Origin of the sequence: Pseudomonas sp. A0308 (assembly GCF_044218815.1) — a bacterium.
Classification (GTDB): Bacteria; Pseudomonadota; Gammaproteobacteria; order Pseudomonadales; family Pseudomonadaceae; genus Aquipseudomonas; species Aquipseudomonas iridis.
In genome coordinates, this window is the sequence record NZ_CP162581.1 from 4,205,745 (window position 1) to 4,228,889 (window position 23,145).

The 23,145-nt window shown below is 60.5% G+C and carries 21 protein-coding genes; 15 read left to right on the forward strand and 6 right to left on the reverse strand.

Annotated features, from left to right (window positions below; translation table 11 throughout):
• Positions 1-117 precede the first annotated feature (117 nt).
• Genes mpl through AB4P92_RS19430 form a run of 3 tightly spaced genes read left to right on the forward strand, consistent with a single transcriptional unit; the run spans position 118 to position 2,388 of the window.
• Positions 118-1,467 (forward strand): UDP-N-acetylmuramate:L-alanyl-gamma-D-glutamyl-meso-diaminopimelate ligase, encoded by a 1,350-nt coding sequence (mpl, locus tag AB4P92_RS19420; protein WP_395598022.1) that lies wholly within the window; start codon positions 118-120, stop codon positions 1,465-1,467.
• Positions 1,464-2,111, forward strand: coding sequence for a flavin prenyltransferase UbiX (gene ubiX / locus AB4P92_RS19425; protein ID WP_042561267.1), 648 nt, complete (start codon positions 1,464-1,466; stop codon positions 2,109-2,111). The genes mpl and ubiX overlap by 4 nt, the downstream gene beginning before the upstream one ends.
• Positions 2,104-2,388: a YceK/YidQ family lipoprotein gene (locus tag AB4P92_RS19430; protein ID WP_047303614.1), complete on the forward strand. Its 285-nt coding sequence runs from the start codon at positions 2,104-2,106 to the stop codon at positions 2,386-2,388. Before ubiX ends, AB4P92_RS19430 begins: the two co-directional genes overlap by 8 nt.
• A gap of 139 nt (positions 2,389-2,527) precedes the next feature.
• On the opposite strand, the gene AB4P92_RS19435 is transcribed toward AB4P92_RS19430, so the two are convergent.
• From AB4P92_RS19435 to AB4P92_RS19445, 3 genes are all read right to left on the reverse strand, one after another.
• A complete protein-coding gene (locus tag AB4P92_RS19435; protein WP_042561265.1) occupies positions 2,528-3,169 on the reverse strand; it encodes an oxidoreductase in 642 nt (213 codons plus the stop codon).
• Between the two features lie 27 nt (positions 3,170-3,196).
• A complete protein-coding gene (locus AB4P92_RS19440) occupies positions 3,197-4,924 on the reverse strand; it encodes a C13 family peptidase (RefSeq protein WP_047303611.1) in 1,728 nt (575 codons plus the stop codon).
• Between the two features lie 110 nt (positions 4,925-5,034).
• Positions 5,035-5,490 (reverse strand): MaoC family dehydratase, encoded by a 456-nt coding sequence (locus tag AB4P92_RS19445; RefSeq protein WP_042561263.1) that lies wholly within the window; start codon positions 5,488-5,490, stop codon positions 5,035-5,037.
• A gap of 180 nt (positions 5,491-5,670) precedes the next feature.
• Between AB4P92_RS19445 and AB4P92_RS19450 the strand changes: the two genes are divergently transcribed.
• From AB4P92_RS19450 to AB4P92_RS19460, 3 genes are read left to right on the forward strand one after another with little or no spacing between them, the layout of a single operon-like run.
• On the forward strand, positions 5,671-6,033 hold the full coding sequence (locus tag AB4P92_RS19450) for a CidA/LrgA family protein (RefSeq protein WP_042561262.1): 363 nt from the start codon (positions 5,671-5,673) through the stop codon (positions 6,031-6,033).
• The gene (locus AB4P92_RS19455) at positions 6,033-6,749 is read left to right on the forward strand and encodes an LrgB family protein (protein ID WP_042561261.1); all 717 of its coding nucleotides are present in this window, start codon (positions 6,033-6,035) and stop codon (positions 6,747-6,749) included. Before AB4P92_RS19450 ends, AB4P92_RS19455 begins: the two co-directional genes overlap by 1 nt.
• Positions 6,750-6,759: 10 nt before the next feature.
• Positions 6,760-7,350 (forward strand): LON peptidase substrate-binding domain-containing protein, encoded by a 591-nt coding sequence (locus AB4P92_RS19460; protein WP_200613249.1) that lies wholly within the window; start codon positions 6,760-6,762, stop codon positions 7,348-7,350.
• Between the two features lie 9 nt (positions 7,351-7,359).
• On the opposite strand, the gene AB4P92_RS19465 is transcribed toward AB4P92_RS19460, so the two are convergent.
• From AB4P92_RS19465 to AB4P92_RS19475, 3 genes are all read right to left on the reverse strand, one after another.
• Complete coding sequence (locus tag AB4P92_RS19465) at positions 7,360-10,869, reverse strand: calcium-binding protein (RefSeq protein WP_395598023.1); 3,510 nt, start codon at positions 10,867-10,869, stop codon at positions 7,360-7,362.
• Positions 10,870-11,357: 488 nt separating this feature from the next.
• Positions 11,358-12,674, reverse strand: coding sequence for a bifunctional DedA family/phosphatase PAP2 family protein (locus tag AB4P92_RS19470; protein ID WP_200613233.1), 1,317 nt, complete (start codon positions 12,672-12,674; stop codon positions 11,358-11,360).
• A 113-nt stretch (positions 12,675-12,787) separates the two neighbouring features.
• Positions 12,788-13,483, reverse strand: coding sequence for a DNA-3-methyladenine glycosylase (locus AB4P92_RS19475; protein WP_395598024.1), 696 nt, complete (start codon positions 13,481-13,483; stop codon positions 12,788-12,790).
• 177 nt (positions 13,484-13,660) lie between these two features.
• On the opposite strand from AB4P92_RS19475, the gene AB4P92_RS19480 reads away from it, so the two are divergent.
• The 9 genes from AB4P92_RS19480 to AB4P92_RS19520 all read left to right on the forward strand — a co-directional run bounded on the left by AB4P92_RS19480 (position 13,661) and on the right by AB4P92_RS19520 (position 23,074).
• Positions 13,661-14,932, forward strand: a complete 1,272-nt coding sequence (locus AB4P92_RS19480; RefSeq protein WP_042561256.1) for a glutamate-5-semialdehyde dehydrogenase — start codon at positions 13,661-13,663, stop codon at positions 14,930-14,932.
• A complete protein-coding gene (gene nadD / locus AB4P92_RS19485; protein ID WP_115146500.1) occupies positions 14,901-15,623 on the forward strand; it encodes a nicotinate-nucleotide adenylyltransferase in 723 nt (240 codons plus the stop codon). The genes AB4P92_RS19480 and nadD overlap by 32 nt, the downstream gene beginning before the upstream one ends.
• Positions 15,624-15,695: 72 nt before the next feature.
• Complete coding sequence (gene rsfS / locus AB4P92_RS19490; protein ID WP_395598025.1) at positions 15,696-16,190, forward strand: ribosome silencing factor; 495 nt, start codon at positions 15,696-15,698, stop codon at positions 16,188-16,190.
• 9 nt (positions 16,191-16,199) lie between these two features.
• Complete coding sequence (rlmH, locus tag AB4P92_RS19495) at positions 16,200-16,667, forward strand: 23S rRNA (pseudouridine(1915)-N(3))-methyltransferase RlmH (protein WP_007937439.1); 468 nt, start codon at positions 16,200-16,202, stop codon at positions 16,665-16,667.
• Positions 16,668-16,677: 10 nt separating this feature from the next.
• Positions 16,678-18,573 (forward strand): penicillin-binding protein 2, encoded by a 1,896-nt coding sequence (mrdA, locus tag AB4P92_RS19500; protein ID WP_042561253.1) that lies wholly within the window; start codon positions 16,678-16,680, stop codon positions 18,571-18,573.
• Between the two features lie 31 nt (positions 18,574-18,604).
• Entirely contained in the window at positions 18,605-19,708 is a 1,104-nt protein-coding gene (rodA, locus tag AB4P92_RS19505; RefSeq protein WP_042562213.1) for a rod shape-determining protein RodA, read from the forward strand.
• A 17-nt stretch (positions 19,709-19,725) separates the two neighbouring features.
• Complete coding sequence (gene mltB / locus AB4P92_RS19510; RefSeq protein WP_042561252.1) at positions 19,726-20,736, forward strand: lytic murein transglycosylase B; 1,011 nt, start codon at positions 19,726-19,728, stop codon at positions 20,734-20,736.
• Positions 20,736-21,746: a septal ring lytic transglycosylase RlpA family protein gene (locus tag AB4P92_RS19515; RefSeq protein WP_042561251.1), complete on the forward strand. Its 1,011-nt coding sequence runs from the start codon at positions 20,736-20,738 to the stop codon at positions 21,744-21,746. Before mltB ends, AB4P92_RS19515 begins: the two co-directional genes overlap by 1 nt.
• 170 nt (positions 21,747-21,916) lie before the next feature.
• Positions 21,917-23,074 carry a D-alanyl-D-alanine carboxypeptidase family protein gene (locus tag AB4P92_RS19520; RefSeq protein WP_042561250.1) on the forward strand — a complete coding sequence of 386 codons (1,158 nt, stop codon included), beginning with the start codon at positions 21,917-21,919 and terminating at the stop codon, positions 23,072-23,074.
• Positions 23,075-23,145: the final 71 nt, after the last annotated feature.

Genomic DNA, 23,145 nt, shown 5'->3' on the forward strand with positions numbered 1-23,145 from the left:
GTTAGCGCCAACCTTGTGGGAGCGAGCCTGCTCGCGAAGGCGTCGGCAAAGGCGAAACACAAGGTGCGATTTCCCCCTCCCTACGCTAACCTGCGGCCATGTTTTACGAGGTCGACTATGCACATTCATATTCTGGGTATCTGCGGGACTTTCATGGGCTCGATGGCGGTTCTGGCCAAAGAGCTGGGCCATCACGTGACCGGCTCCGACGCCAACGTCTATCCGCCGATGAGCACGCAGCTCGAGGCCCAAGGCATTCAGCTGACGCAGGGCTACGATCCGGCTCAGCTCGATCCGGCACCGGATCTGGTGGTGATCGGTAACGCCATGTCGCGCGGTAATCCGGCGGTGGAATATGTGCTGAACAAAGGCCTGCCGTACGTCTCTGGCCCGCAGTGGCTGGCTGATCACGTGCTGCAAGGTCGCTGGGTGCTGGCCGTTGCCGGCACCCACGGCAAAACCACCACCAGCAGCATGCTCGCGTGGGTGCTGGAGCACGCCGGCATGAGCCCGGGTTTCCTGATCGGGGGCGTGCCGCAGAACTTCTCGGTGTCCGCACGTTTGGGCGGTACGCCGTTTTTCGTGATCGAGGCCGACGAGTACGACAGCGCTTTCTTCGACAAGCGTTCGAAGTTCGTGCACTACCGCCCGCGCACCGCGATCCTCAACAATCTTGAGTTCGATCACGCAGACATCTTCCCCGATTTGCCGGCCATCGAACGGCAATTCCACCATTTGGTGCGCACCATCCCGAGCGAAGGCCTGGTGATCCATCCGACCACCGAGCCTGCCTTGCAGCGGGTAATCGAGATGGGCTGCTGGACCCCGGTGCAAACCACCGGTGCTGGCGGTCAGTGGCAGGTCAAATTGCTCAGCGAAGACGGCTCGGCCTTTGAAGTGATGTTCGAAGGTGTGTCCCAGGGCACGGTCGAGTGGGAATTGACTGGCCAGCACAACGTCGCCAACGCCCTGGCTGCGCTGGCGGCTGCGCGTCATGTGGGGGTGGTGCCGTCGATGGGCATCGCCGGGTTGAGCGCGTTCAAGAACGTCAAACGCCGGATGGAAAAAGTCGCGGAAGTGCGCGGCATCACCATCTACGACGATTTCGCCCATCACCCGACGGCGATCGCCACCACGCTTGATGGCCTGCGCAAGCGCATCGGTGATGCACCGTTGATTGCGATCATCGAGCCACGCTCCAACTCGATGAAACTCGGCGCGCACCGTGACGGTTTGCCGGACAGCGTTAACAATGCCGATCAGGTGATCTGGTACGCCCCGGCCAACCTTGGCTGGGATCTGGCCGCCACCGCTGCGCTGTGCAAGGTGCCGTCGATTGTCAGCGGTACGCTGGAAGGCATCATCGAACGCGTGAAAAGCCAGGCTCAGCCCGGCACTCACGTGGTGATCATGAGCAACGGCGGCTTCGGCGGCCTGCACGGCAAACTCGCCGAGGCGCTGCAATGAACACTTTTGCGCAGAACGGCGGCCCGGAGCGCATCACGCTGGCGATGACCGGTGCATCGGGCGCGCAGTACGGTTTGCGCCTGCTCGATTGTCTGGTGCGGGAAGATCGCGAGGTGCACTTCCTGATCTCCAAAGCCGCGCAACTGGTGATGGCCACCGAAACCGACGTCTCGCTGCCGCCCAAGCCGCAAATGATGCAGGCGTTCCTGACCGAATACACCGGGGCCGCCGCCGGGCAGATCCGCGTGTACGGCAAGGAAGACTGGATGTCGCCGGTGGCCTCGGGCTCTGGCGCGCCAGCGGCGATGGTGGTTGTGCCGTGCTCGACCGGGACGCTGTCGGCCATCGCGACGGGTGCCTGCAACAACCTGATCGAACGCGCAGCCGACGTCACCTTGAAGGAACGTCGCCAGTTGATTCTGGTGCCGCGCGAGGCGCCGTATTCAAGCATTCATCTGGAGCACATGCTCAAACTGTCGAACATGGGCGTGACGATTCTGCCGGCCTCACCCGGTTTCTATCATCAGCCGCAGACTATCGATGACCTGATCGATTTCGTCGTCGCGCGTATTCTCAATCTGCTGGGCATCCCGCAGGACATGCTGCCGCGTTGGGGTGAGCATCATTTGAGCAGCGATGAATAAGCTGCTGGTGATTGTGCTGGCGCTGCAACTGGCCGGGTGCGCCACAGTGCGCACGCTGGACGCGGCCAAACCGGGCGCGCCGGTGGTGTATTCCGGTACGCGGCTGGATTTGTATGCGTTGAATGGCGGGTGTTGTGCGATGGATCGATTCGGTGCCGAGGCGCCGAGTTATCCGGGTGTGGACCTGCCGGCGAGTGCTTTGCTGGATACGCTGCTGTTGCCGTTGTCGCTACTCACCGTGATAGGCGTGGGTTTTCAGGCGACTGGCGGGTTGTAAAGGTCAAAAGATCGCAGCCTTCGGCAGCTCCTACAGGATGAAATTAAGATCCATGCAGGAGCTGCCGAAGGCTGCGATCTTTTGATCCCGGGAGTGCTGCGCACTCCATCGCCAGCCTGCTGGCGATAGCGATTTCAGATTATTTGCCCAGTTTCCTCAGTTCATCCGATTCGATCACCCGAACCCCATCCTGCTCCTCCAGCGCCAGCCGCCACATTGCCCGGGCCAGTTGGCACGCTTCGATTCCCCGGTATTTACCCGGAATCAATTTCGAAAATGGCGCAGCCAACTGCTCGCCCAGGCGTGGTTCGGAACGTTCGCCCAGCAACAGCGACGGCCGGCAAATGGTCAGTTGCGGCCAGTCTTGCGCGCGCAGTGCCTGCTCCATTTCACCTTTGACCCGGTTGTAGAAAACCGACGATTTCGGATCGGCGCCGATGGCGCTGATCACGATCAGATGCCGCGCACCCATCTCCCGCGCGCGCTTGGCAAACGCCACCACCATGTCCAGATCGACTGCGCGAAACGCCGCTTCGGAGCCGGCCTGCTTGATGGTGGTGCCGAGGCAGCAATAGGCGATGTCGACGCGACCGCTGAGCTGCGGCAGAAAGGCCTGTGGGTCGCCGACCGGGTTTTCCAGGTGCGGATGCTCGGCCAGTGGCCGACGGGAGGGGGCGAGGACGCGAGAAATCGTTGGCTCGTTGAGCAAACGGTCGAGTAGATGTTCACCGGTCAAACCGGTGGCTCCGGCAAGCAATACGTGCTGAGGCGTCAAGTACATAGTGTCTCTCCCTTGATACTGTTCAGCTTAGTTGCTCTTTATCGCTCCGTCGTTCAACGCAGCACTTTGCAAAGCTTTTCGCGCTTGCTGTTTACGCAGTTGCTGCCAGTGCGACAGCACGGTTTTCGGTGCCCAGATCTGCGGCTCCGAGGCTTCGAAATTGTCCGCCAGTTCACGCTCGGCGACGGTGGCCCTGGCCAGTTTGAAGGCTTGCTCCAGATCGTCGGTCTGGTTCAATGCCTGGGCGAACAGCGCATCGCCGAAGTAGGTGAAGTTGGCTTCTTCGGAGCAACCGAAGGACACGCGATCAGCGCGCGAGGCGGTCATGATCAGCGTGCGTTCGTCTTTGAGCGCCGGGATGAAACCGCCGGAGTAACACGCGGAAATCACGATGATCTTGTCGCGGTTTTTCAGCGGCGCGAGCACGGCGGCGAGTTCGTCGGCGGGCAGGTCGGCCAGTTCCATGCGCGGCTGGTCGAGCACCAGCTCATGTTCGGCGGTGCCGTGGCTGGTCAGGTAGATGAACAGCAAATCTTCCGGACCACTGCGTTCGGCCAGGGTCAGTGCAGCGCGGCGCAGGTTCTCTCGAGTGGCCATCGGTCGGTCGCCGAGGTGGTCGCGGTGGTTGACCAGACGAATCTGGCCGTGCGCGCCGAAACGCGTATTGAGCATGTTGGCGACGTAGTCGGATTCGCGCAGGAACACGCTCTGCTTGCCGTCGCCGCCGAGGGTCAGGGTGTACAACTCGACCGCAGGCGTCGAGGGCGGAATCGCCGCCAATGCCTCATCAAGCAAACGGCCCTGAGCGAGCAAGCCGAGTTCGAGGGTGTCGGGCAGCAATTTGCCGTCGGCATCACGCACACGCTGACCGTTGATCCAGGTGCCGCTCATGACACTGCCGTCGGTGAGCACCAGCGTGCCGCGCCCCGAATAACTGTCGTTGTCGAATCCGCCGATATAAAAGCTGCCATCAGACAGGTTCAAGCGACCCTGACCGCTGAAGCGCCAGTCGCTGAACGAGCCGATGTAATGGCTACCGTCGGCGCCGATCAATTCGCCCTTGCCGGTCAGCGCGCCTTCCTTGAACTGGCCCAGCCAGACATCGCCGTCGGCGTTTTCGTAGCGGCCCTTGCCGTGCAGTTGGTTGTTCTTGAAGCCACCGACATAGATGTCGCCGTCAGCGCTGTTGAACGTACCGTTGCCTTCAAGCTGACCGTTGACGAAATGGCCGGTGAACGAGTTACCGCTGGAATCACCGCGCTGGCCTTCGCCATTGGGTTTGCCGTGGGCGAACTGGCCTTGATAAGAGCTGCCGTCATCCATTTCGAGACGGCCGAGCCCGGAATATTGATCCGCCTTGAATTCGCCACGGTAGGTCATGGCGTTTTCTTTCAACGTGCCTTCGCCGTCCCGCCGGCCCTGTTTGAAGCCGCCGGTGTAACTGCTGGCATTGGTGGTCAGGCTGCCCTGACCGTCGAACAAACCTTGCTGGAACTGGCCGCGATAGATCTCGCCATTACTGCCATGCCATTCGCCCTGCCCATGCCACTGCCCCTTGTCGAACTGCCCGGCGTACCAGCTGCCGTTGGGGTAGTCGACACGTCCCTGACCTTGCAGCAAGCCATCGACCAACTCGCCGCGATAGCGTCCGCCGTCCGGCAGGCGCGCATCCGGGGGCAACAGCGATTCGCCGTCGCCGCAAGCGGCAAGCAACAGGGTCAAGGCAAGGGGTGCAAGACAAGCGAGTGAGCGCATAGCGGGATCCGGGCAATTAGGCGACCGAGTATGCCGCAGCTATGTGACCTTATACAGCCGCTCAGGGGAAGCAGATGCGAAACAGCGTGCGCCGCTTCGCATCCCGGCGCTTAAACGAAGCAGAGCGACAGCGGTTCGGCGATGTAGGCCGGTTTGTCCGAGCCTTCTATCTCAAGTGTCGCGGTGGCTTTGAGCAGCCACTGGCCAGGTTTCTTCTCGGTCACTTCAACCATGTCGACCTTGAGTCGGACTTTCGAATTGACCTTCACGGGCTGGATGAAACGCACACTGTCCAGACCGTAGTTGACGACCATCTTCACGCCTTCGGGCAGGATCAGGATGTCTTCCATCAGTTTGGGCATTAGTGACAACGACAGGAAACCGTGGGCAATGGTGCTGCCAAAAGGCGTTTGCGCGGCTTTGACCGGGTCGACGTGAATGAACTGAAAATCACCGGTGGCTTCGGCGAACAGGTTGATGCGTTCCTGATCGATGGTGAGCCATTCGGAACGTCCGAGTTCCTTGCCGACATAATCTTTGAGCTCTGCAACTGGAACATAGGGCATTGAGACTCTCCTTGGGTTCATCTGTTTTATAGTTTTTCAGGTGGGGGATTTGACCGCCCTGCGAACCACTGTAGATCATCATGGCAATTTGCTCAGGTCAACCGACCATGCTTTTGGCGAATGCCGATCCATAGCGCGGGCATGCTTATAATGCCGGGCGCTTTTTGTCGGAGATGTCAGATGTTGTTACGTGGCCTGACCCTGCTGGTGCTGTTCCAATTGCTCGGCACGGCACTCAATCATTTGCTCTTGCCGGTGCTGCCGGGGCCGATCATCGGTCTGCTGCTGTTGCTGGTATTCCTGATTATTCGCGGTGAAGTCGGCGAGCCGTTGAATCTGGCGGCCGGCAGCCTGTTGCGTTATCTGCCGTTATTGCTGGTGCCGCCCGCAGTCGGTGTGATGGTGTACGCCACGGCGATTGCCGCCGATTTCTGGGCGATTGTCGGTGCGCTGGTGGTGTCGCTGATTCTCTCGATGGCCTTCGCCGGTGTGCTGATGCAACGCTTGGCCAAGCGCCACGCGCAGCCGTCGGAGGAGTCCTGATGCTCTTTGATTGGCACGGCGCCTGGGCGTCGGTGATTCACCATCCGCTGTTCGGCATCGGCATCACCCTTGGTGCCTATCAACTGGTGCTGGCGGCGTTCGAGAAAACGCGCTGGATCTTTTTGCAGCCGGTGCTGGTCTCCATGCTGTTGGTGATCGGTGTACTGGTCGGCTGCGGCCTGACGTACGCCGAGTACCGCAAGAGCACCGAGATCCTCAGCATTCTGCTCGGCCCGGCGACGGTAGCGCTGGCAGTGCCGCTGTATCTCAATCTGCGGCGCATTCGCCAATTGTTCTGGCCGATTTTTACTACGCTAGTGATAGGTGGAGTGGTCGCCACGGGCATGGGCGTCTTGCTGGGGTGGTGGTTCGGTGCTGATCACATGATCCTGATGACCATGGCGCCGAAGTCGGTGACCTCGCCGATTGCGATGCTGGTGGCCGAGCAGATCGGTGGCGTGGCGGCGCTGGCGGCGGTGTTCGTGCTGATCACCGGGGTCATCGGTGCGATCTTCGGCCCGGCGCTGTTGACCCGCCTCGGCGTGCACAGCCCCGAAGCACGCGGCATGGCGCTGGGCATGACCGCGCATGCCGTCGGCACGGCGGTGGCGATGCAGGAGAGTGATGAGACCGGCGCCTTCGCGGCGTTGGCAATGAGTCTGATGGGCGTGGCCACGGCGGTGTTCCTGCCGTTGGCGGTGTCGATGGTGGTGTAAGGAAATGTCTATGAGTCTGGCGCTTTTCCCGTTGAACACAGTGCTGTTTCCCGGCTGCAACCTCGACCTGCAGATATTCGAGGCGCGCTACCTGGACATGATTGGCCGCTGCATGAAACAGGGTGGCGGCTTTGGCGTGGTGTGCATTCTCGATGGCCTTGAAGTCGGTATCGCTCCCGCGGGTTACGCGCTGGTGGGGTGTGAAGCGCGGATCACCGATTTCCAGCAGCAGGAAAACGGCTTGCTGGGCATTCGCGTACAAGGCGGGCGGCGTTTCCATGTGTTGCGCACCGAAGTGCAGCGCGACCAGTTGATCCTCGCCGACGTCGAGTGGCTGGACGATGAACCCGAGCAACCCTTGCAGGACGAAGACGCCGATCTGGTGGCGCTGCTCAAGGCGCTGGCCGAGCACCCGATGGTCGAGGCGTTGAACATGGGCACCGAGGCGCACGGCCAGCAGTCATTGGCCAATCAGCTGGCCTACCTGCTGCCATTCGCCGAAGAAGACAAGATTGACCTGCTGCAACTCGACGATCCGCAGCAGCGACTGGATGCTATCCAGGCGCTGCTCGATGAACTGCAAGGTGAGTTGTTCGCGTGATGGTCGTTTTTATTTGCCTGGGACGCGCGGCAAGCTGATCGATTCAAGGTCGATGCTGAGGTCTTCGGCGGCGATGCGGTAACCCGGCGGGTTGTCGACGCTCCAGTAATCGTGCGTGGCGTTGTACAACACGCTCGCGCCGACAGCCTTGTCGGTGAAGATATTGCGAACCCTGACCACCCCCGCCAGCTGCTGGCGTTTGCGGTGTGCCCCGAGGTCTTCACTTAACGCTTTGACGCTGCTGTAAGCCTGCGCATTGACTTCGTGCAGTTGCAGCATTTCGAACACAAGGTTGATTTCATAGACATTGCCGCTGGAGGTGACTACATGAACCGACTCGACCGGAACATCAGCGGCTTCGATGTTGGGTAGCGTAATGATGACGGTTCCCACATGCAGAGTCGTGCCCTCCAGGCGTATCTCGTTGCCCGTGATCGTTTCCTTCATGTTTGCGGTGTGAATCGTCCAGCTCGAGGCATTCGCGGTTTTCGCCTCGGCACCTGGTGTTGCCAGGCTGATCATCGCGTTGCTGGCAGGGAAGACTTCGTACTCGGCACTCTGACCTTGCAGTGCGTAAATGCCTTGAGGTGTGTCTGCCTTGATCTCGATCCTGGCGTTATGCGCCGGGAGCAAGCTCTGCTCGGTGATCCTCGGCGCGTGGAAGAAATAGTGCCCATGGCGCAGTTTCAGGCAGTCGCGAGCATTTTTCCCCTGCAGGCCTGCGCGTTTTACGTCCTGCGCATACTCCAGCCTTGGCGCAACCAACCGGCAGGATTTGCCATCACGGAAGACCAGCACGACCTCATTGGCCATGTGCAAGCCATTGGTGAGAATGCCACTGCCGCTATTGAATGTGGCGGCGTGTCGCTCGCTGATGACACCGACGAAGTTGATTACCCGGTTGGGAATGAACAGGCTCAGGTTGATGTTGCTGTAAATGAGTGACGAATAGCCCGACACCCCATGGCGGACATCAATGTTGTAGTTGATGTACGTGTCGCCCACGTCCGCATGGTTACAGTCGAGATAAACGTTGGTAGCCGTCTTCTGGGCGGCAGTTGCGTCGAAGACGATCTTGCCATCGCCCTGGGGGACGAAATATTGCCTGGGGCTGGTGTTGGCGATCTGCACTTTTCCGCCATTGAGGATGCCCAGGGCGGGTGGTTGCCGGCCCGCTACAGTCAGCGCCACCTGCACGTCATGGTCGTCGGCGTCATTGAGCGAGGCGGACAGGACCGGGAGCAGTTCATAACCGTCGCGGGTCTTGAACAGCAGTTGCTGATGGTTGATCAAGCGCTGGCTGTCCAGTTCCCGGTAAACGTTTTCGACGGTCAGGACGTGCTCGGGCAGCTCGCCATCTTCGCCGCGCAAGGAACGCACCACCAGTGACGTGCCGATGATCTGCCAGCGCTGAATGGTCGCCAGCGGCCAGTCTAGTTCGATCAGGCTCGACTGCCCGGCATCCTCGATAATGGTTACCTCCGCGCTGCTGGCGGTGATGAAGTAACGATCCCTGCCGGCGCCGCCGTTCACGCGGCAGTGCGTACCACGGATGAGGATGGTGTCGTCGCCTGCGGCGGCGTCCACTGTATCCATGCCGTTGGCGCTAATCCGATTGGCAACGTCACTGCCGGTAACCCGACTCGCGCCTGCGGTCAATGTCGAGACGTTCTCGATGCCAGTAGTCTGGGCAACCTTGATCAAGGTGTCCGTCGCCCCGGCGCCGCGCAAGCTGACTTCGCCGCTGTGCAGATTGACCTCGTAACCTTGCTGACGAGTATCCGTGGCAGGACGCCTGGAAGTGAAGGAGAGCAGGTCGGAGCCTTCGCCCCCGTCAAGATTGCTGATGGCTGCCGGTGGCAATTCCCGGTCCAGTTCGGCGTGGGTCACCTCGTAGTGGAATTCGTCGGCCTTGTCGCCGCCAACGAGGTTTTTTGCGTCTGCGCGATAGATGAAGAAATTCGATTTGGCCTTCACGCCGGTGATCGTGTCCTCGCCATCCCCCAGGCGCCACAGGATGCCCTTGTCGTCTCCCAGGGTGCCCGTCACCACGCCGCCAAGATTCTGCGGCAGACCATCGCGGGCATCGATGACATCGGCGGTTTCCTGCACCACCGGTTCATGGCTGATCTTGAACGGTTGTTCACCCGCGCCCGCATTCCATTGGTGCTTCCAGAGTTTCACCGGTTGCAGGCTGACGCTGTAACTGCCGTTGATGACCTGCTCGACGTAGTCGCGGTAGGCGCCGTCGAGCAACTCTCTGGCGGAGCGCTCGACCTGCCGACTGTGGTCGCTCTGGGTCTTGGCAGCCTTGTAGCGATCCAGCACGTCCTGGTCGAGCTCCTTGCGCACGCTGGCGAACCAGCCGGAGCGCAGCCGTTCGTGCGCGCTCAATTCGATGTAGTCGTCGATATCGTCAACGATCCGCGCAGCGCGGTAGATCTCCGCACCCAGCACCAGCACACCCGCCGCCAGAATGCCCACGGGACCTGCGATGTTGCCGAAGCCGGCCAGCGCCGCGAGGCCGAGGATAATACTGACCCCGGCACTGGCCGCGCTCAGCGCGCCGCCGACGTAGTGATCCTGGGCTTCCTTGCCCTGGGCCGCCGCCGCAGCGTTGAATGATTTCACCGCGCCGATCACATCGAAGGGCAGGGTGATGGCGCTGGCGAACAAGCCGGCACCGCGGCCCAGTACCTTGCCCGCCGACGTCGTGGAGAAACGCTGGAAAACCACTCCGTTGCTCTTGAGCATCGCTTCGCCGGTCTTGCTCAGGCCACGCTCGATGATCAGTGAGCCAAGCTCCGTGCCAACAGCTCCGGCGTTGAACGCGGCTTCGCCCCAGTCGCCGGTCTTGATCGCGTCCGCGATCCCGGCCATGCCGCTGTAGATTCCGTAAGCCTGCAGGCCGACCCCCGCGCCATTGAAAATGGAGCTTCTGGTTTTGCTGACCCATGTGGGCCAATGGCTAGTGTCGTCGACGCGCTGAATATCGATTTTCTGCGCGGCATTGACCAGTCTGCCGAAGCGCTCCATCGGGCTGCCAGGCGCCAGCGGCTCGGCGGCGCTGAACACTGGCGGCGCACCGATGGAGCGTTTGCACGCAAGTTCGAAGAAGAAGCTGGCAGTGGTGTTGTCCGCCTGCGCGACAGATTTGATCCGGGCCTCGACGGTGTCCGGGTTGAAGCCCAGTGCGTCGAGAAACGCCTGGTCGGGTGTCTTGAGGTTCGTGTTGTCTGCGCTGATCGCATGCCCGGCGATTGTGGCGCCCATGGCCTGAAGCTCGACACGGGTGATGGCGAACTCACCGATGCGCAAGGCGCCCAAGCGTTTGTCGAGCGATCTGAGTGTGCGCGAAGAGGGTTTTTCGGCGCCATCGGCTGGCGATTCATGAATGCCCGGCGGCGTTGCGCTCAGGCCCGTCGCAGGCTTTTGCAGATCGCTCGGCGCGTGGGTCGGTGTGACGTGAATGACTGGCTCAGGTGTTATCGGCCTGGCGGCGTCTATAGGTGTTGGCACAATTCAATCCTTTGAATGGTTGCTGTGAAGTGGCGGCTAAGTGCCGGCGTGTTGCACTCGGTAAACTCCCTGTTACACCCAAAACAATTTCTTCGACGCATGCGACCTGGTCGCCCGGTGCGCGGGTTTATGGGCGCATGAAATCCTTGTCGATCATTTAATTGTTTGAAACGCAAAGTCTGGTCGCAGGCACATGAAGTGTTGTCGAGATGTCATTGAACGACATTGATTGTTCATGATGCTTTTGAGCGATAACTCAGGAAGTTCGCGCACCAATCTAATTGAATAGTGAAATTGTGAAAGTGCCGAAGTTGAATTTGCCCCATTGATATGTAACGCGGTTTTTATACGCAAGTTAATGCGCCGCCAAGTGCGTGAATGAATAGTTGCCGACAGGCAGACAACAACGCTCTCCGGGGCTGGCCAGGAGAGCGAAGAATGACGCTGAGACGAAATTATGTCCGATGGCGCCGAAGGGCTCGGCGCTGTCAGTAGGCGTATCGCACCAGGGTATGGGGCAGATGGCGCAAAGCAAAAAAGCTGAACAACGCCACCAGCGCCGGCAGAACCAGCCACCAGACTTTGAATGGCATGGCGTTCAACGGGGTTTTGCGCTGACTCAACCACAACGCCGCCGCGCACACGCACGAGGCCAGCATGGCGCCAGCCAGTATGTCGGTCGGCCAATGCGCGCCCAGATACACCCGCGACAGGGCAATCGACAGCGCGGGTATGCAGGCGATCAGCAACCAGGTCAGGCGCAGGCGTGGCGGTTGCCCGCGCCCGGCCAGCACGCCGAGGGTCAGGAACAGCGCGAACGCGCCCGATGAATGGCCGCTGGGCATGCTGAAGCTGGTAATAGGGTCGGTCAGCACTTCCGGGCGTACACGGGCGAAAAACTGTTTGGTCGCGGTGTTCGCCAGTGCGGTGACGAGCAGGGTGCCGCCAGCGAAAATGGCGTGGCGCCACTGTCGGCACAGCAGCAAAAGGCCAGTCAGCAGGGCGCTGAACATCAGCATGTTGCGGAACTCACCGATCAAGGTGAAGGTGACCGCGATTTCATCCAGCACCGGTTGGCGATGTTCCTGCACCAGCGTCATCACGCCCTGATCGAGTGCCGTCAGGTACGGAAAGCCGATGAACAGGCCAACCAGAATCAACAGGCTCATGCTGCTGATCCAGACCGTTGCGCGGCGATGGCGGCGCAGGCTGCTGTTGACACTGAGGCCGACCATCGCCGCGATGCTGCCTGCGACGATCCCCGCTTCCAGCCAGAAACCTTCGGGCAATGGCAGACGGAATGCGGCGCCCGTGGCCCAGCCCGGCAGCAGATAGGCCAGTGTCCAGCCGGCCGTGGCCAGCAAACTGACGGCGGCGAAGCGGGGGAAGGGCATGTCGCACATGCCGGCGACCATCGGAAGCATCGGTCGCAGCGGCCCGATGAAGCGCCCGACCAGCAGGCTGGCGATGCCGTAACGTTGGAAATAGCTTTCGGCACCGCTCATCCATTCAGGATGATGGCGCAGCCCCGGCAGTCTGCGGATGTTCTGGTGGAAATGCCGACCGACGAAGTACGAGACCACATCGCCGAGAATCCCGCCAAGAAAACCCAGCAACAGGGTTTCGCTCAACGACAGTGCGCCGCTGCCGGCCAGCACCGCTACGGCAAACAGCAACACCGTGCCGGGCACGATTAAACCGGCAATTGCCAGGCATTCGACAAAAGCCACAATGAACACCGCGACGGCCAGCCACTGTGGGTTGGCCGCCAGCCACCCGGTCACGCTATCGAGCCATGGGCCCATACCAAAAACTCCATTTCATTGATTGCCCCCTGTAGGAGTTGCCGCAGGCTGCGATCTTTTGATCTTCAAAGCGAAAGATCGCAGCCTGCGGCAACTCCTACAGGGGTTTTTATTTACAGCAGGAAATAGTCCCGACCTTCGACCTGACCCCGGCGCAGCGGGTTCCGCGTACACCATTGCGCGTAGGCGGCGTCGACGAAGCGGTACATCAGGTGTTCGTCACGGCCAGGGGGAATACCCAGGCGCGTAGTCTGAATGATGTGCGCGGGCGCCGGTCCGATATCTTCTACCAGCAACCGCTCATGATCAAAACGCCTGGCGTCCCACATCGGCACCTTCAAACCCAGCGCCTTGCACAATAAGGTCTGCCCGGCGCAGAGCTTCTGCGATGGCCGCGGCCGACCTTGCGCATCAGGATTGTTCAACAGCATCTGCGCCAGACTCGCCGGGCCGCTGATTTCATCGACCCACGGATAAGCCGATTTGATCAGTACGGCATTGCCCGGCCCCTGCGCGCTGAAGTTCAGCGAATCGCCGCCACGTGCGTAATACATATAGATGTGGCCACCATCCAGAAACAAAGCCTTACGCTTTTCTGTATAGCCGAGTGACGCATGGCTGCCTTTTTCCGCGCAGTAATAGGCCTCGGTTTCGATGATTCGCGCACTCAGCCACAGATCACCGACCCGATGGCGGATGACTTTGCCGAGCAGATCCCGCGCCAGTGTCTGAGCGTCACGGTCGAAAAAACTGTCCGCAAGCCCTTGTGGCAGGCGTTCGGCTTGGCTGGCAACGGTCAGGTCGGACATGGCAGGCAACGTTTATCCAGGCTGAAGAGGTCGCGATAATAACAATTTCAGTCTTAATTCCCGCTGAACGTTGGCAATTTGTAGTCCATTTCGACCATCCGCCCGTCACCGCTGTTAGTCCCGGGACGCGACAGCTATAATCTGCCGCTTTCCTCTTTGCCAAGACCCCAGCAGACCATGACTGAGTCCGTTCTTGACTATATGACCCGATTGGGTCGCGCCGCCCGCGAAGCTTCCCGGGTCATCGGCCGTGCCAGCACCGCGCAGAAAAACCGCGCCTTGCAGGCTGCGGCCAATGCACTGGATGCGGCTCGCGCCGAGCTTGCGGCAGCCAATGAACAGGATCTGGCCGCCGGTCGCGCCAGTGGTCTGGAACCGGCATTGCTGGAACGTCTGGAGCTGACCCCGGCGCGCATCGACGGCATGATTGTCGGCCTGCGTCAGGTGGCTGCGCTGCCGGATCCGGTCGGTGCGATCCGTGACATGAGCTTTCGCCCGTCGGGGATTCAGGTCGGCAAGATGCGCGTGCCGCTGGGTGTGATCGGGATCATCTACGAATCCCGGCCCAACGTGACCATCGATGCCGCCAGCCTGTGCCTGAAGTCCGGCAACGCGACTATCCTGCGTGGTGGCTCCGAGGCGATTCATTCCAATCGTGCGATTGCTGCGTGTATCCAGCGCGGTCTGGCCGAAGCCGAACTGCCCGCCGCCGTCGTGCAAGTGGTCGAAACCACTGATCGCGCCGCCGTTGGCGCGATGATCACCATGCCCGAGTACGTCGATGTGATCGTACCGCGCGGTGGTCGTGGCCTGATCGAGCGCATCAGCCGCGATGCCCGCGTGCCGGTGATCAAACATCTGGACGGCATCTGCCACGTTTACGTCAGTGCCCACGCCGATCTGCCCAAAGCCCAGCGCATCGCGTTCAATGCCAAGACTTACCGTTATGGCATTTGCGGGGCGATGGAGACCTTGCTGGTCGATCAATCGGTTGCCAAGGATTTCCTGCCGTCGATGGCAGCGCAGTTCCGCGAAAAAGGCGTCGAGTTGCGTGGCTGTGAGCGCACCCGGGCGATCATCGACGCCGTGGCGGCCAGTGAAGACGACTGGAATACCGAGTATCTGGCGCCGATCCTGTCGATCCGCGTCGTTGATGGGCTGGACCAGGCGATCGAACACATCAACCATTACGGCTCGCACCACACCGACTCGATCGTCAGCGAAAACCTCGCTGACACCCGGCGGTTTGTGGCTGAAGTCGACTCGGCGTCGGTGATGATCAACACCCCGACCTGCTTCGCCGATGGATTTGAATACGGATTGGGTGCCGAGATCGGCATTTCTACTGATAAGCTGCACGCCCGCGGCCCGGTGGGCCTCGAAGGACTGACCTGCGAGAAGTACATCGTGGTCGGTGATGGCCAGTTGCGCGGCCAGGCGACGGTCTGACTTGACCGACCTCGACCTGACAACGCCGCCGCCCGGCAACGAACCCCGCCCTCTGCGCATTGGCGTACTGGGTGGTACGTTCGATCCGGTGCACATCGGCCATTTGCGCGGTGGGCTGGAAGTCGCCGAAGCGCTGGGGCTGGATGAGTTGCGTTTGATGCCGAGCGCGCGCCCGCCGCATCGCGGCACGCCGCAGGTGTCGGCGCAGGACCGGTTGGCGATGGTCGAGTGCGCGGTGGCCGGAGTGCCGCCGCTGGTGGTGGATGCCTGCGAATTGCAGCGGGACAAACCGTCCTACACCATTGATACCCTGGAGTTGATGCGTGCCGAAATGGCCGCCGAGACCCAGGTTTTTCTGCTTTTGGGCTGGGACGCATTTTGCGGCCTGCCCACTTGGCATCGCTGGGAAGAGTTGCTCCAGCATTGCCACATCCTGGTGCTACAGCGCCCGGACGCCGACAGCGAACCGCCGGATGCCTTGCGCAACCTGCTGGCAGCGCGTTCGGTGAGCGACCCGCTGGCCCTGAAAGGGCCGAGCGGACAGATTGCATTCGTCTGGCAGACACCGCTCGCGGTCTCTGCCACCCAGATCCGTCAACTGCTGGCCAGCGGTAAGTCGGTACGTTTCCTGGTGCCCGACGCGGTCCTGGCCTACATCGATGCGCACGGTCTATACCGTGCGTCGAACTGAACAAGGCGTGCTTAACTGATACGAATCCACGTGTCGCCAAGCCGCCGAATATATGAGCAAAACGAGTTTTATATGACTGACAAAGATCTACATAAAGTAAAACGTAAAGGCACATTCAAAAGCGCTCCGTTGCCGGAAGTGGCCAACACCAACGAGCCGCTCAAAGGCGACGAACTGGTCAAGCTTGCTGTTGCCGCTCTTGAAGACGTCAAGGCGCAAGACATCCAGATCATTGATGTTCGCGACAAGCAGAGCATCACTGACTACATGATCATCGCCACCGGTACTTCCAATCGCCAGATCAACGCGATGCTGGACAAGGTTCGCGAAGAAGTCAAAAAGCAGGGCGCCAAGCCGCTGGGCGAAGAAGGCAAGGGCGACAGCGACTGGGTGCTGCTCGACCTCGACCTGGTGATCGTGCACATGATGACCGCCTCGGCGCGTCAGTTCTACGACCTGGAGCGCCTGTGGGCCGGTGCCGAGCAAAGCCGTGCGGCAGACGCCAAGCACCACAGCCCGGAAAACACCCACGAGCATTTCACCAAGCTCAACAAAGACCAGCTGTAAGGGATTGCTGTGCGACTGCGACTGATCGCCGTCGGTTCACGCATGCCCAAGTGGGTGGAAGAAGGCTGGCATGAATATGCCAAGCGTCTTCCGTCCGAGCTGGCGCTGGAACTGGTGGAAATACCGCTCAATACCCGTGGCAAGAATGCCGACGTGGCCCGTTTCATCCGCCAGGAAGGCGAAGCCATGCTGGCCAAGGTCGGGCCGAACGAGCGGGTTGTCACGCTGGAAGTCCACGGCAAACCCTGGAGCACCGAGCAGCTTGCGGTCGAACTCGACCGTTGGCGGCTGGATTCGCGCACGGTCAACTTCATGGTTGGCGGCCCCGAGGGGCTGGCGCCGGAAGTCTGCGCCCGCGCTGATCAGCGCTGGTCGTTGTCGCCGCTGACCTTGCCGCATCCGCTGGTGCGGATCCTCATCGGCGAACAGCTGTACCGTGCCTGGACCGTGCTGTCCGGTCACCCTTACCACAAGTAATCCTGCCCTCATGTCTCAGCCGATCCGCATCAAGGACCACGAAAAGGACGCACGCCTGGTGCGTAGCCGCGTCGTGTTCGGGGCCATTGCAGTCGTGCTGTTGATCTGCGTGTTGATTGCACGGCTGTATTACTTGCAGGTGATCCAGTACGAGTACCACTCGACGCTTTCGGAAAACAACCGAGTTCACGTGCAGCCGATTCCGCCGACCCGTGGGCTGATTTTCGACCGCAACGGCGTGGTGGTGGCGGACAACCGGCCGAGCTTCAGCCTGAGCATGACCCGCGAGCGCTCCGGCGACTGGCAGCAAGTGCTCGACGTGATCGTCGAAGTGCTGGAACTGACGCCAGAAGACCGGGTGATCTTTGAGAAGCGCATGCGCCAGGGGCGTCGGCCGTTCGAGCCGGTGCCGATCCTGTTCGAACTCAGCGAAGAACAGATCGCCCGCATCGCGGTGAACCAGTTCCGTCTGCCGGGCGTGGAAGTCGTTGCGCAACTGGTCCGTCACTATCCGCAGGGCGCGCATTTTGCGCACTCGGTGGGTTACATGGGGCGGATCAACGAGAAAGAGCTCAAAAGCCTCGATCCGGTCAACTACAGCGGCACCCACCACATCGGCAAGACGGGCATCGAGCGTTTCTACGAGCCTGAGCTGCACGGGCAGGTGGGTTACGAAGAAGTCGAGACCAACGCTCGCGGCCGCGTTCTGCGCGTGCTCAAGCGTACCGATCCGATTCCCGGCAAGGACATCGTCCTGAGTCTGGACATCAAATTGCAGGAAGCCGCCGAAGCCGCACTGGGTGGTCGTCGTGGTGCGGTGGTTGCACTCGATCCGAAAACCGGCGAAGTGCTGGCGATGGTCAGTCAGCCGAGCTTCGACCCGAATCTGTTCGTCACCGGCATCAGCTTCAAGGCGTACGCCGAGCTGCGCGATTCCATCGACCGGCCACTGTTCAACCGCGTACTGCGCGGTCTGTATCCGCCGGGTTCGACGATCAAGCCAGCCGTGGCGATCGCCGGCCTCGATTCGGGTGTGGTGACCGCGTCGAGCCGGGTGTTCGACCCGGGCTACTACATGCTGCCCAACTACGATCACAAATACCGTAACTGGAACCGCACGGGTGACGGCTTCGTCGACCTCGACATGGCGATCATGCGCTCCAATGACACCTACTTCTATGACCTGGCCCACAAGCTCGGTATTGATCGGTTGTCGGCCTACATGAACAAGTTCGGCATTGGTCAGAAGGTTTCGCTGGACATGTTCGAAGAATCACCCGGCCTGATGCCTTCCCGCGAGTGGAAGCGCGCGACCCGCAAACAGGCGTGGTTCCCGGGCGAAACGCTGATTCTGGGGATCGGCCAGGGCTACATGCAATCGACCCCGCTGCAGTTGGCTCAGGCCACGGCACTGGTGGCGAACAAAGGCGTGTGGAACCGGCCGCACCTGGCCAAATCACTCGATGGGGTGAAGCCGGTGGACGAAAATCCGATACCGGACATTATCCTGCGCGATCCGTCCGACTGGGCCAAGGTCAACCACGGCATGCAGCAAGTGATGCACGGCGCCCGGGGTACCGCGCGTAAAGCGGCCATTGGCGCGCAATACCGTATCGCCGGCAAGTCGGGTACGGCCCAGGTCGTGGCGATCAAGCAGGGCGAGAAGTACGACCGCTCCAAGGTTCAGGAGCGCCATCGTGACCACGCCTTGTTCGTCGGTTTCGCTCCGGCCGATGACCCGAAAATTGTTGTTTCGGTAATGGTCGAGAACGGTGAGTCCGGTTCCGGCGTCGCCGCGCCCGTGGTACGTCAGATCATGGACGCCTGGCTTCTGGGTCAGGACGGACGTTTGAAGGCCGAATACGCCAGCCCAATCAGTTCGGAGGCTACGGCCCGTGATGAATAACTTTGATCGCATGCTCTCCAGTGAGGATGTGATGCGCCGCCGCGCGACGCTGCTGCAAAGACTGCATATCGATGGGCCGCTGCTGATCCTGTTGTTGATTCTCGCTGCCGGCAGCCTGTTCGTGCTGTATTCGGCCAGCGGCAAGAGCTGGGATCTGCTGGGCAAACAGGCCACTTCGTTCGGTATCGGTCTGGTGTCGATGATCGTCATTGCCCAGTTCGAACCGCGTTTCATGGCGCGCTGGGTGCCGCTGGGCTACGTGATCGGCGTGCTGCTGCTGTTGGTGGTCGACATCATGGGTCACAACGCCATGGGCGCCACACGCTGGATCAACATTCCCGGTGTGATTCGTTTCCAGCCTTCGGAATTCATGAAAATCCTGATGCCGGCGACCATCGCCTGGTATCTGTCCAAGCGGACATTGCCCCCCCAACTCAAGCATGTCGGCATCAGCCTGATGCTGATTGGCGTGCCGTTTGCGCTGATCGTCCGCCAACCGGACCTCGGCACTTCGCTGCTGATTCTGGCCGGCGGGGCATTCGTGCTGTTCATGGGCGGCTTGCGCTGGCGCTGGATCGTCAGCGTACTGGCTGCGGCCATTCCGGTGTCGGTCGCGATGTGGTTCTTCGTGATGCACGACTACCAGAAGCAGCGCGTGCTGACGTTCCTCGACCCGGAAAGCGATCCGCTCGGCACTGGCTGGAACATTATTCAGTCGAAAGCTGCTATCGGTTCCGGAGGCGTATTCGGCAAGGGCTGGCTGCTCGGCACCCAGTCGCACCTGGACTTCCTCCCGGAAAGCCACACCGACTTCATCATTGCCGTGCTCGGCGAAGAGTTCGGCCTGGTGGGCATCTGCGCGCTGTTGCTGATTTATTTGCTGTTGATTGGCCGGGGGCTGGTCATCACCGCTCAGGCGCAGACGCTGTTCGGTAAATTGCTCGCCGGCGCGTTGACCATGACGTTTTTTGTTTATGTTTTCGTCAACATCGGTATGGTCAGTGGCCTGTTGCCGGTTGTAGGGGTTCCGTTGCCGTTCATTAGCTACGGAGGAACTTCGCTGGTGACACTGCTGTCAGCGTTTGGGGTTTTGATGTCGATCCATACCCATCGCAAGTGGATCGCACAGGTTTGAATAAGGTGAAGAGTTCAATGCAAGTAATGCGTGGCTGGGCGACTCGATGCGCGCCATGGGTTGGCCTGGTAGGCCTCCTTGGCAGCGTGCAGGAAGCGCTGGCCGGCGAATATGAAGGCTCACCCCAGGTGGCCGAATTCGTCGGTGAAATGACCCGCGACTACGGTTTCGCCGGTGAGCAACTGATGGGTGTTTTTCGCGAGGCTCAGCGTAAACAGGCGATTCTCGACGCCATCTCCCGACCTGCCGAGCGGGTCAAGCAGTGGAAGGAATACCGCCCGATGTTCATCACTGACGCGCGTATTGCGCGAGGTGTGGACTTCTGGCGTCAGCACGAGGCCACGCTGGCCCGTGCCGAGCAGGAATACGGCGTGCCGGCACAAGTCATCGTGTCGATCATCGGCGTTGAGACCTTTTTCGGACGTAATACCGGCAATTACCGGGTGATCGATGCCTTGTCGACGCTCGGTTTCGACTATCCTCCCCGTGCCGAATTTTTCCGCAAGGAGCTGCGCGAGTTTCTGCTGTTGGCGCGCGAAGAGCAGGTCGATCCATTGACGCTCAAGGGTTCATACGCCGGGGCGATGGGCCTGCCGCAGTTCATGCCGAGCAGCTTTCGCGCCTATGCAGTGGATTTCGACGGTGACGGCCACATCAATATCTGGAACAACCCGGATGATGCGATCGGCAGTGTCGCCAGTTATTTCAAGCGTCACGGCTGGGTCGCCGGCGAACCGGTGGTCAGCCGCGCCGATGTCCGTGGCGAGCAGGCCGATGAAGGCCTGACCACTGGCATCGAGCCGACAAAGACCGTCGCGGAGTTGCGGGCGCTGGGCTGGTCAAGTCATGATGCGCTGCGCGATGATATGCCGGTTACTGCATTTCGCCTTGAAGGCGAGAACGGCCCTGAATACTGGATGGGTCTGAAGAATTTCTACGCGATCACGCGTTATAACCGCAGCGTGATGTACGCCATGGCCGTACATCAACTGTCTGAACAGCTGGTACAAGCACGGGGCGTCAAGTAATGCGGGCATTGCCTAACAATAAACCCCTGAAGCTGGTGGCATTTGCTGCGTTGGCGGTACTGGTCGCCAGTTGTTCGACCAGCCGTACCCCGACTCAGAAGGCGCCCACAACCGCCGTGCGCAAGCAGCCGGTTCTTGATATCAACCGTGCCCACAAAGATGGCGCGCCGTGGTGGGATGTCGATGTTTCGCGTATCCCCGATGCCACGCCAACCCTGCATACCGGTGCGTACAAGGCCAACCCGTACACTGTGCTGGGCAAGACCTACTTCCCGATACAGGAATCCAAAAGCTACGTCGCTTCGGGCACGGCGTCCTGGTACGGCACCAAGTTTCACGGGCAGAACACCGCCAATGGCGAGGTCTATGACCTGTACGGCATGAGTGCCGCCCACAAGACGTTGCCACTGCCAAGTTACGTTCGGGTGACCAACCTGGACAACAACCGCACAGTGATTCTGCGGGTCAACGATCGCGGGCCGTTCTATTCCGACCGGATCATCGACTTGTCCTACGCGGCGGCAAAAAAACTCGGTTATGCCGAAACCGGCACTGCGCGGGTCAAGGTCGAGGGCATCGACCCGCAGCAATGGTGGGCCGCCAAGGGCCGTCCGGCGCCGTTGATGCTCAATGAGCCGCAGGTTGCGCAGAACAGCGCCCCGGTAATCACGGCCTCGGCCGGTACCGTCGAGCAATGGACGCCACCGCCGCAGCAACACGCCGCGGCCGTTGTGCCAGTGCAGATTGATGCAAAAAAAAACGCTTCTGCAACAGCATCTGGCCAGTATCTGCAGGTGGGCGCCTTCGCCAACCCGGACGCTGCAGAGCTGCTGAGGTCGAAGCTCAGCGGGATGGTGAGCGCTCCGGTGTTCATCAGCTCGATCGTGCGCAATCAGCAGACTCTGCACCGGGTACGCCTGGGGCCGATCGGCTCGCCGGGTGAAATCACCCAGGTGCAGAACAGCGTGCGCCTGGCTAACCTTGGTTCGCCAAGTGTGGTCACCGAGTAACACGTAGAACTTGATTGACGGTTCACCTGCGGTATTGGGGGGTGAACCAGGTTGTTGGCTCGTCGAAGAACAAAAGCCCGGCAAGGGTGACTGGAGTGAGCAACTGAATACGCGATGACTCGTCAGAAAGTCATCTGATTAAATTTTGCATTAGCGATTTCGAGAGACGGATGAACATCACCACCTTTGCCAAACGCCTTTTCCTGCTAGTCCCGCTGCTCCTCTCACCCGCCGCGTTCGCGGTCGAGATGATGCCTTCGCCACCACAACTGGCCGCCAAGTCCTATGTGCTCATGGATGCCAGCAGCGGCAACGTGCTGGTTGAAAACAATGGCGACCAGCGTCTGCCACCGGCCAGCCTGACCAAGCTGATGACCGCGTACATCGCGACCCTGGAAATCCGTCGTGGCCAGATCGGTGAAAACGATCCGGTGACCGTCAGCGAAAACGCCTGGCGTACCGGCGGTTCGCGGATGTTCATCAAGGTCGGTTCGCAAGTCACTGTCAGCGACCTGCTGCACGGCATCATCATCCAGTCCGGTAACGACGCCAGCGTGGCACTGTCCGAGCACATCGCCGGTAGCGAAGACGCCTTCGCCGACGTGATGAACAAGACGGCCACCGAGCTGGGCCTGACCAACTCCCACTTCATGAACCCGACCGGTCTGCCAAACCCTGACCATTACTCGTCGGCTCATGACATGGCGATTCTGGCTCGCGCGATCATCCACGAAGACCCTGCTCACTACGCGATCTACTCGCAGAAAGAGTTCTTCTGGAATGGCATCAAACAACCTAACCGCAACCTTTTGCTGTGGCGCGACAAGACCGTTGACGGTCTGAAAACCGGTCACACCGACGAAGCCGGTTATTGCATGGTGTCTTCGGCTGTCCGTGATGGCCAGCGCCTGATCGCCGTGGTGTTCGGCACCAATAGCGATGTGGCTCGTGCTGCTGAAACCCAGAAGCTCTTGACCTACGGCTTCCGCTTCTTCGAAACCCAGACCTTCTATCAGAAGGGCACCGAACTGGCTCAGGCCCCGGTGTGGAAAGGCACCACCAGCCAGGTCAAGGCCGGCCTGGCGCAAGACCTGACCATGACCCTGCCAAAAGGCCAGCTGAAGAAGCTCGCTGCCAGCATGACCATGAACCCGCAACTGACCGCGCCAATCGCCAAGGGCGACGTAATCGGTAAAGTCGAAGTCAAACTGGAAGACAAGGTCGTGCACAGCGCTGACCTGATCGCTCTGGATGGCGTCGAGGAGGGTGGTATCTTCCGCCGCATGTGGGATAGCATCCGTCTATTCTTCTACGGCTTGTTCAACTGATTTGTGTTGACCTGCATGGCCCCGCCCCGATCCGGTGCGGGGCCATGTGCGTTACCACGGCTTGCACTATA

What these genes read in the sequence shown, in the direction of transcription:
- AB4P92_RS19520 (WP_042561250.1), top strand. Translation starts at nt 21,917, where the DNA reads ATGAACATCACCACCTTTGCCAAACGCCTTTTCCTGCTAGTCCCGCTG.
- AB4P92_RS19460 (WP_200613249.1), top strand. Translation starts at nt 6,760, where the DNA reads ATGAGTCTGGCGCTTTTCCCGTTGAACACAGTGCTGTTTCCCGGCTGC.
- mrdA (WP_042561253.1), top strand. Translation starts at nt 16,678, where the DNA reads ATGTCTCAGCCGATCCGCATCAAGGACCACGAAAAGGACGCACGCCTG.
- AB4P92_RS19470 (WP_200613233.1), bottom strand. Translation starts at nt 12,674, where the DNA reads ATGGGCCCATGGCTCGATAGCGTGACCGGGTGGCTGGCGGCCAACCCA.
- AB4P92_RS19475 (WP_395598024.1), bottom strand. Translation starts at nt 13,483, where the DNA reads ATGTCCGACCTGACCGTTGCCAGCCAAGCCGAACGCCTGCCACAAGGG.
- AB4P92_RS19435 (WP_042561265.1), bottom strand. Translation starts at nt 3,169, where the DNA reads ATGTACTTGACGCCTCAGCACGTATTGCTTGCCGGAGCCACCGGTTTG.
- ubiX (WP_042561267.1), top strand. Translation starts at nt 1,464, where the DNA reads ATGAACACTTTTGCGCAGAACGGCGGCCCGGAGCGCATCACGCTGGCG.
- rsfS (WP_395598025.1), top strand. Translation starts at nt 15,696, where the DNA reads ATGACTGACAAAGATCTACATAAAGTAAAACGTAAAGGCACATTCAAA.
- AB4P92_RS19430 (WP_047303614.1), top strand. Translation starts at nt 2,104, where the DNA reads ATGAATAAGCTGCTGGTGATTGTGCTGGCGCTGCAACTGGCCGGGTGC.
- AB4P92_RS19455 (WP_042561261.1), top strand. Translation starts at nt 6,033, where the DNA reads ATGCTCTTTGATTGGCACGGCGCCTGGGCGTCGGTGATTCACCATCCG.
- mltB (WP_042561252.1), top strand. Translation starts at nt 19,726, where the DNA reads ATGCAAGTAATGCGTGGCTGGGCGACTCGATGCGCGCCATGGGTTGGC.
- AB4P92_RS19515 (WP_042561251.1), top strand. Translation starts at nt 20,736, where the DNA reads ATGCGGGCATTGCCTAACAATAAACCCCTGAAGCTGGTGGCATTTGCT.
- AB4P92_RS19445 (WP_042561263.1), bottom strand. Translation starts at nt 5,490, where the DNA reads ATGCCCTATGTTCCAGTTGCAGAGCTCAAAGATTATGTCGGCAAGGAA.
- AB4P92_RS19480 (WP_042561256.1), top strand. Translation starts at nt 13,661, where the DNA reads ATGACTGAGTCCGTTCTTGACTATATGACCCGATTGGGTCGCGCCGCC.
- mpl (WP_395598022.1), top strand. Translation starts at nt 118, where the DNA reads ATGCACATTCATATTCTGGGTATCTGCGGGACTTTCATGGGCTCGATG.
- AB4P92_RS19440 (WP_047303611.1), bottom strand. Translation starts at nt 4,924, where the DNA reads ATGCGCTCACTCGCTTGTCTTGCACCCCTTGCCTTGACCCTGTTGCTT.
- rodA (WP_042562213.1), top strand. Translation starts at nt 18,605, where the DNA reads ATGCGCCGCCGCGCGACGCTGCTGCAAAGACTGCATATCGATGGGCCG.
- nadD (WP_115146500.1), top strand. Translation starts at nt 14,901, where the DNA reads ATGGCCAGTTGCGCGGCCAGGCGACGGTCTGACTTGACCGACCTCGAC.
- AB4P92_RS19450 (WP_042561262.1), top strand. Translation starts at nt 5,671, where the DNA reads ATGTTGTTACGTGGCCTGACCCTGCTGGTGCTGTTCCAATTGCTCGGC.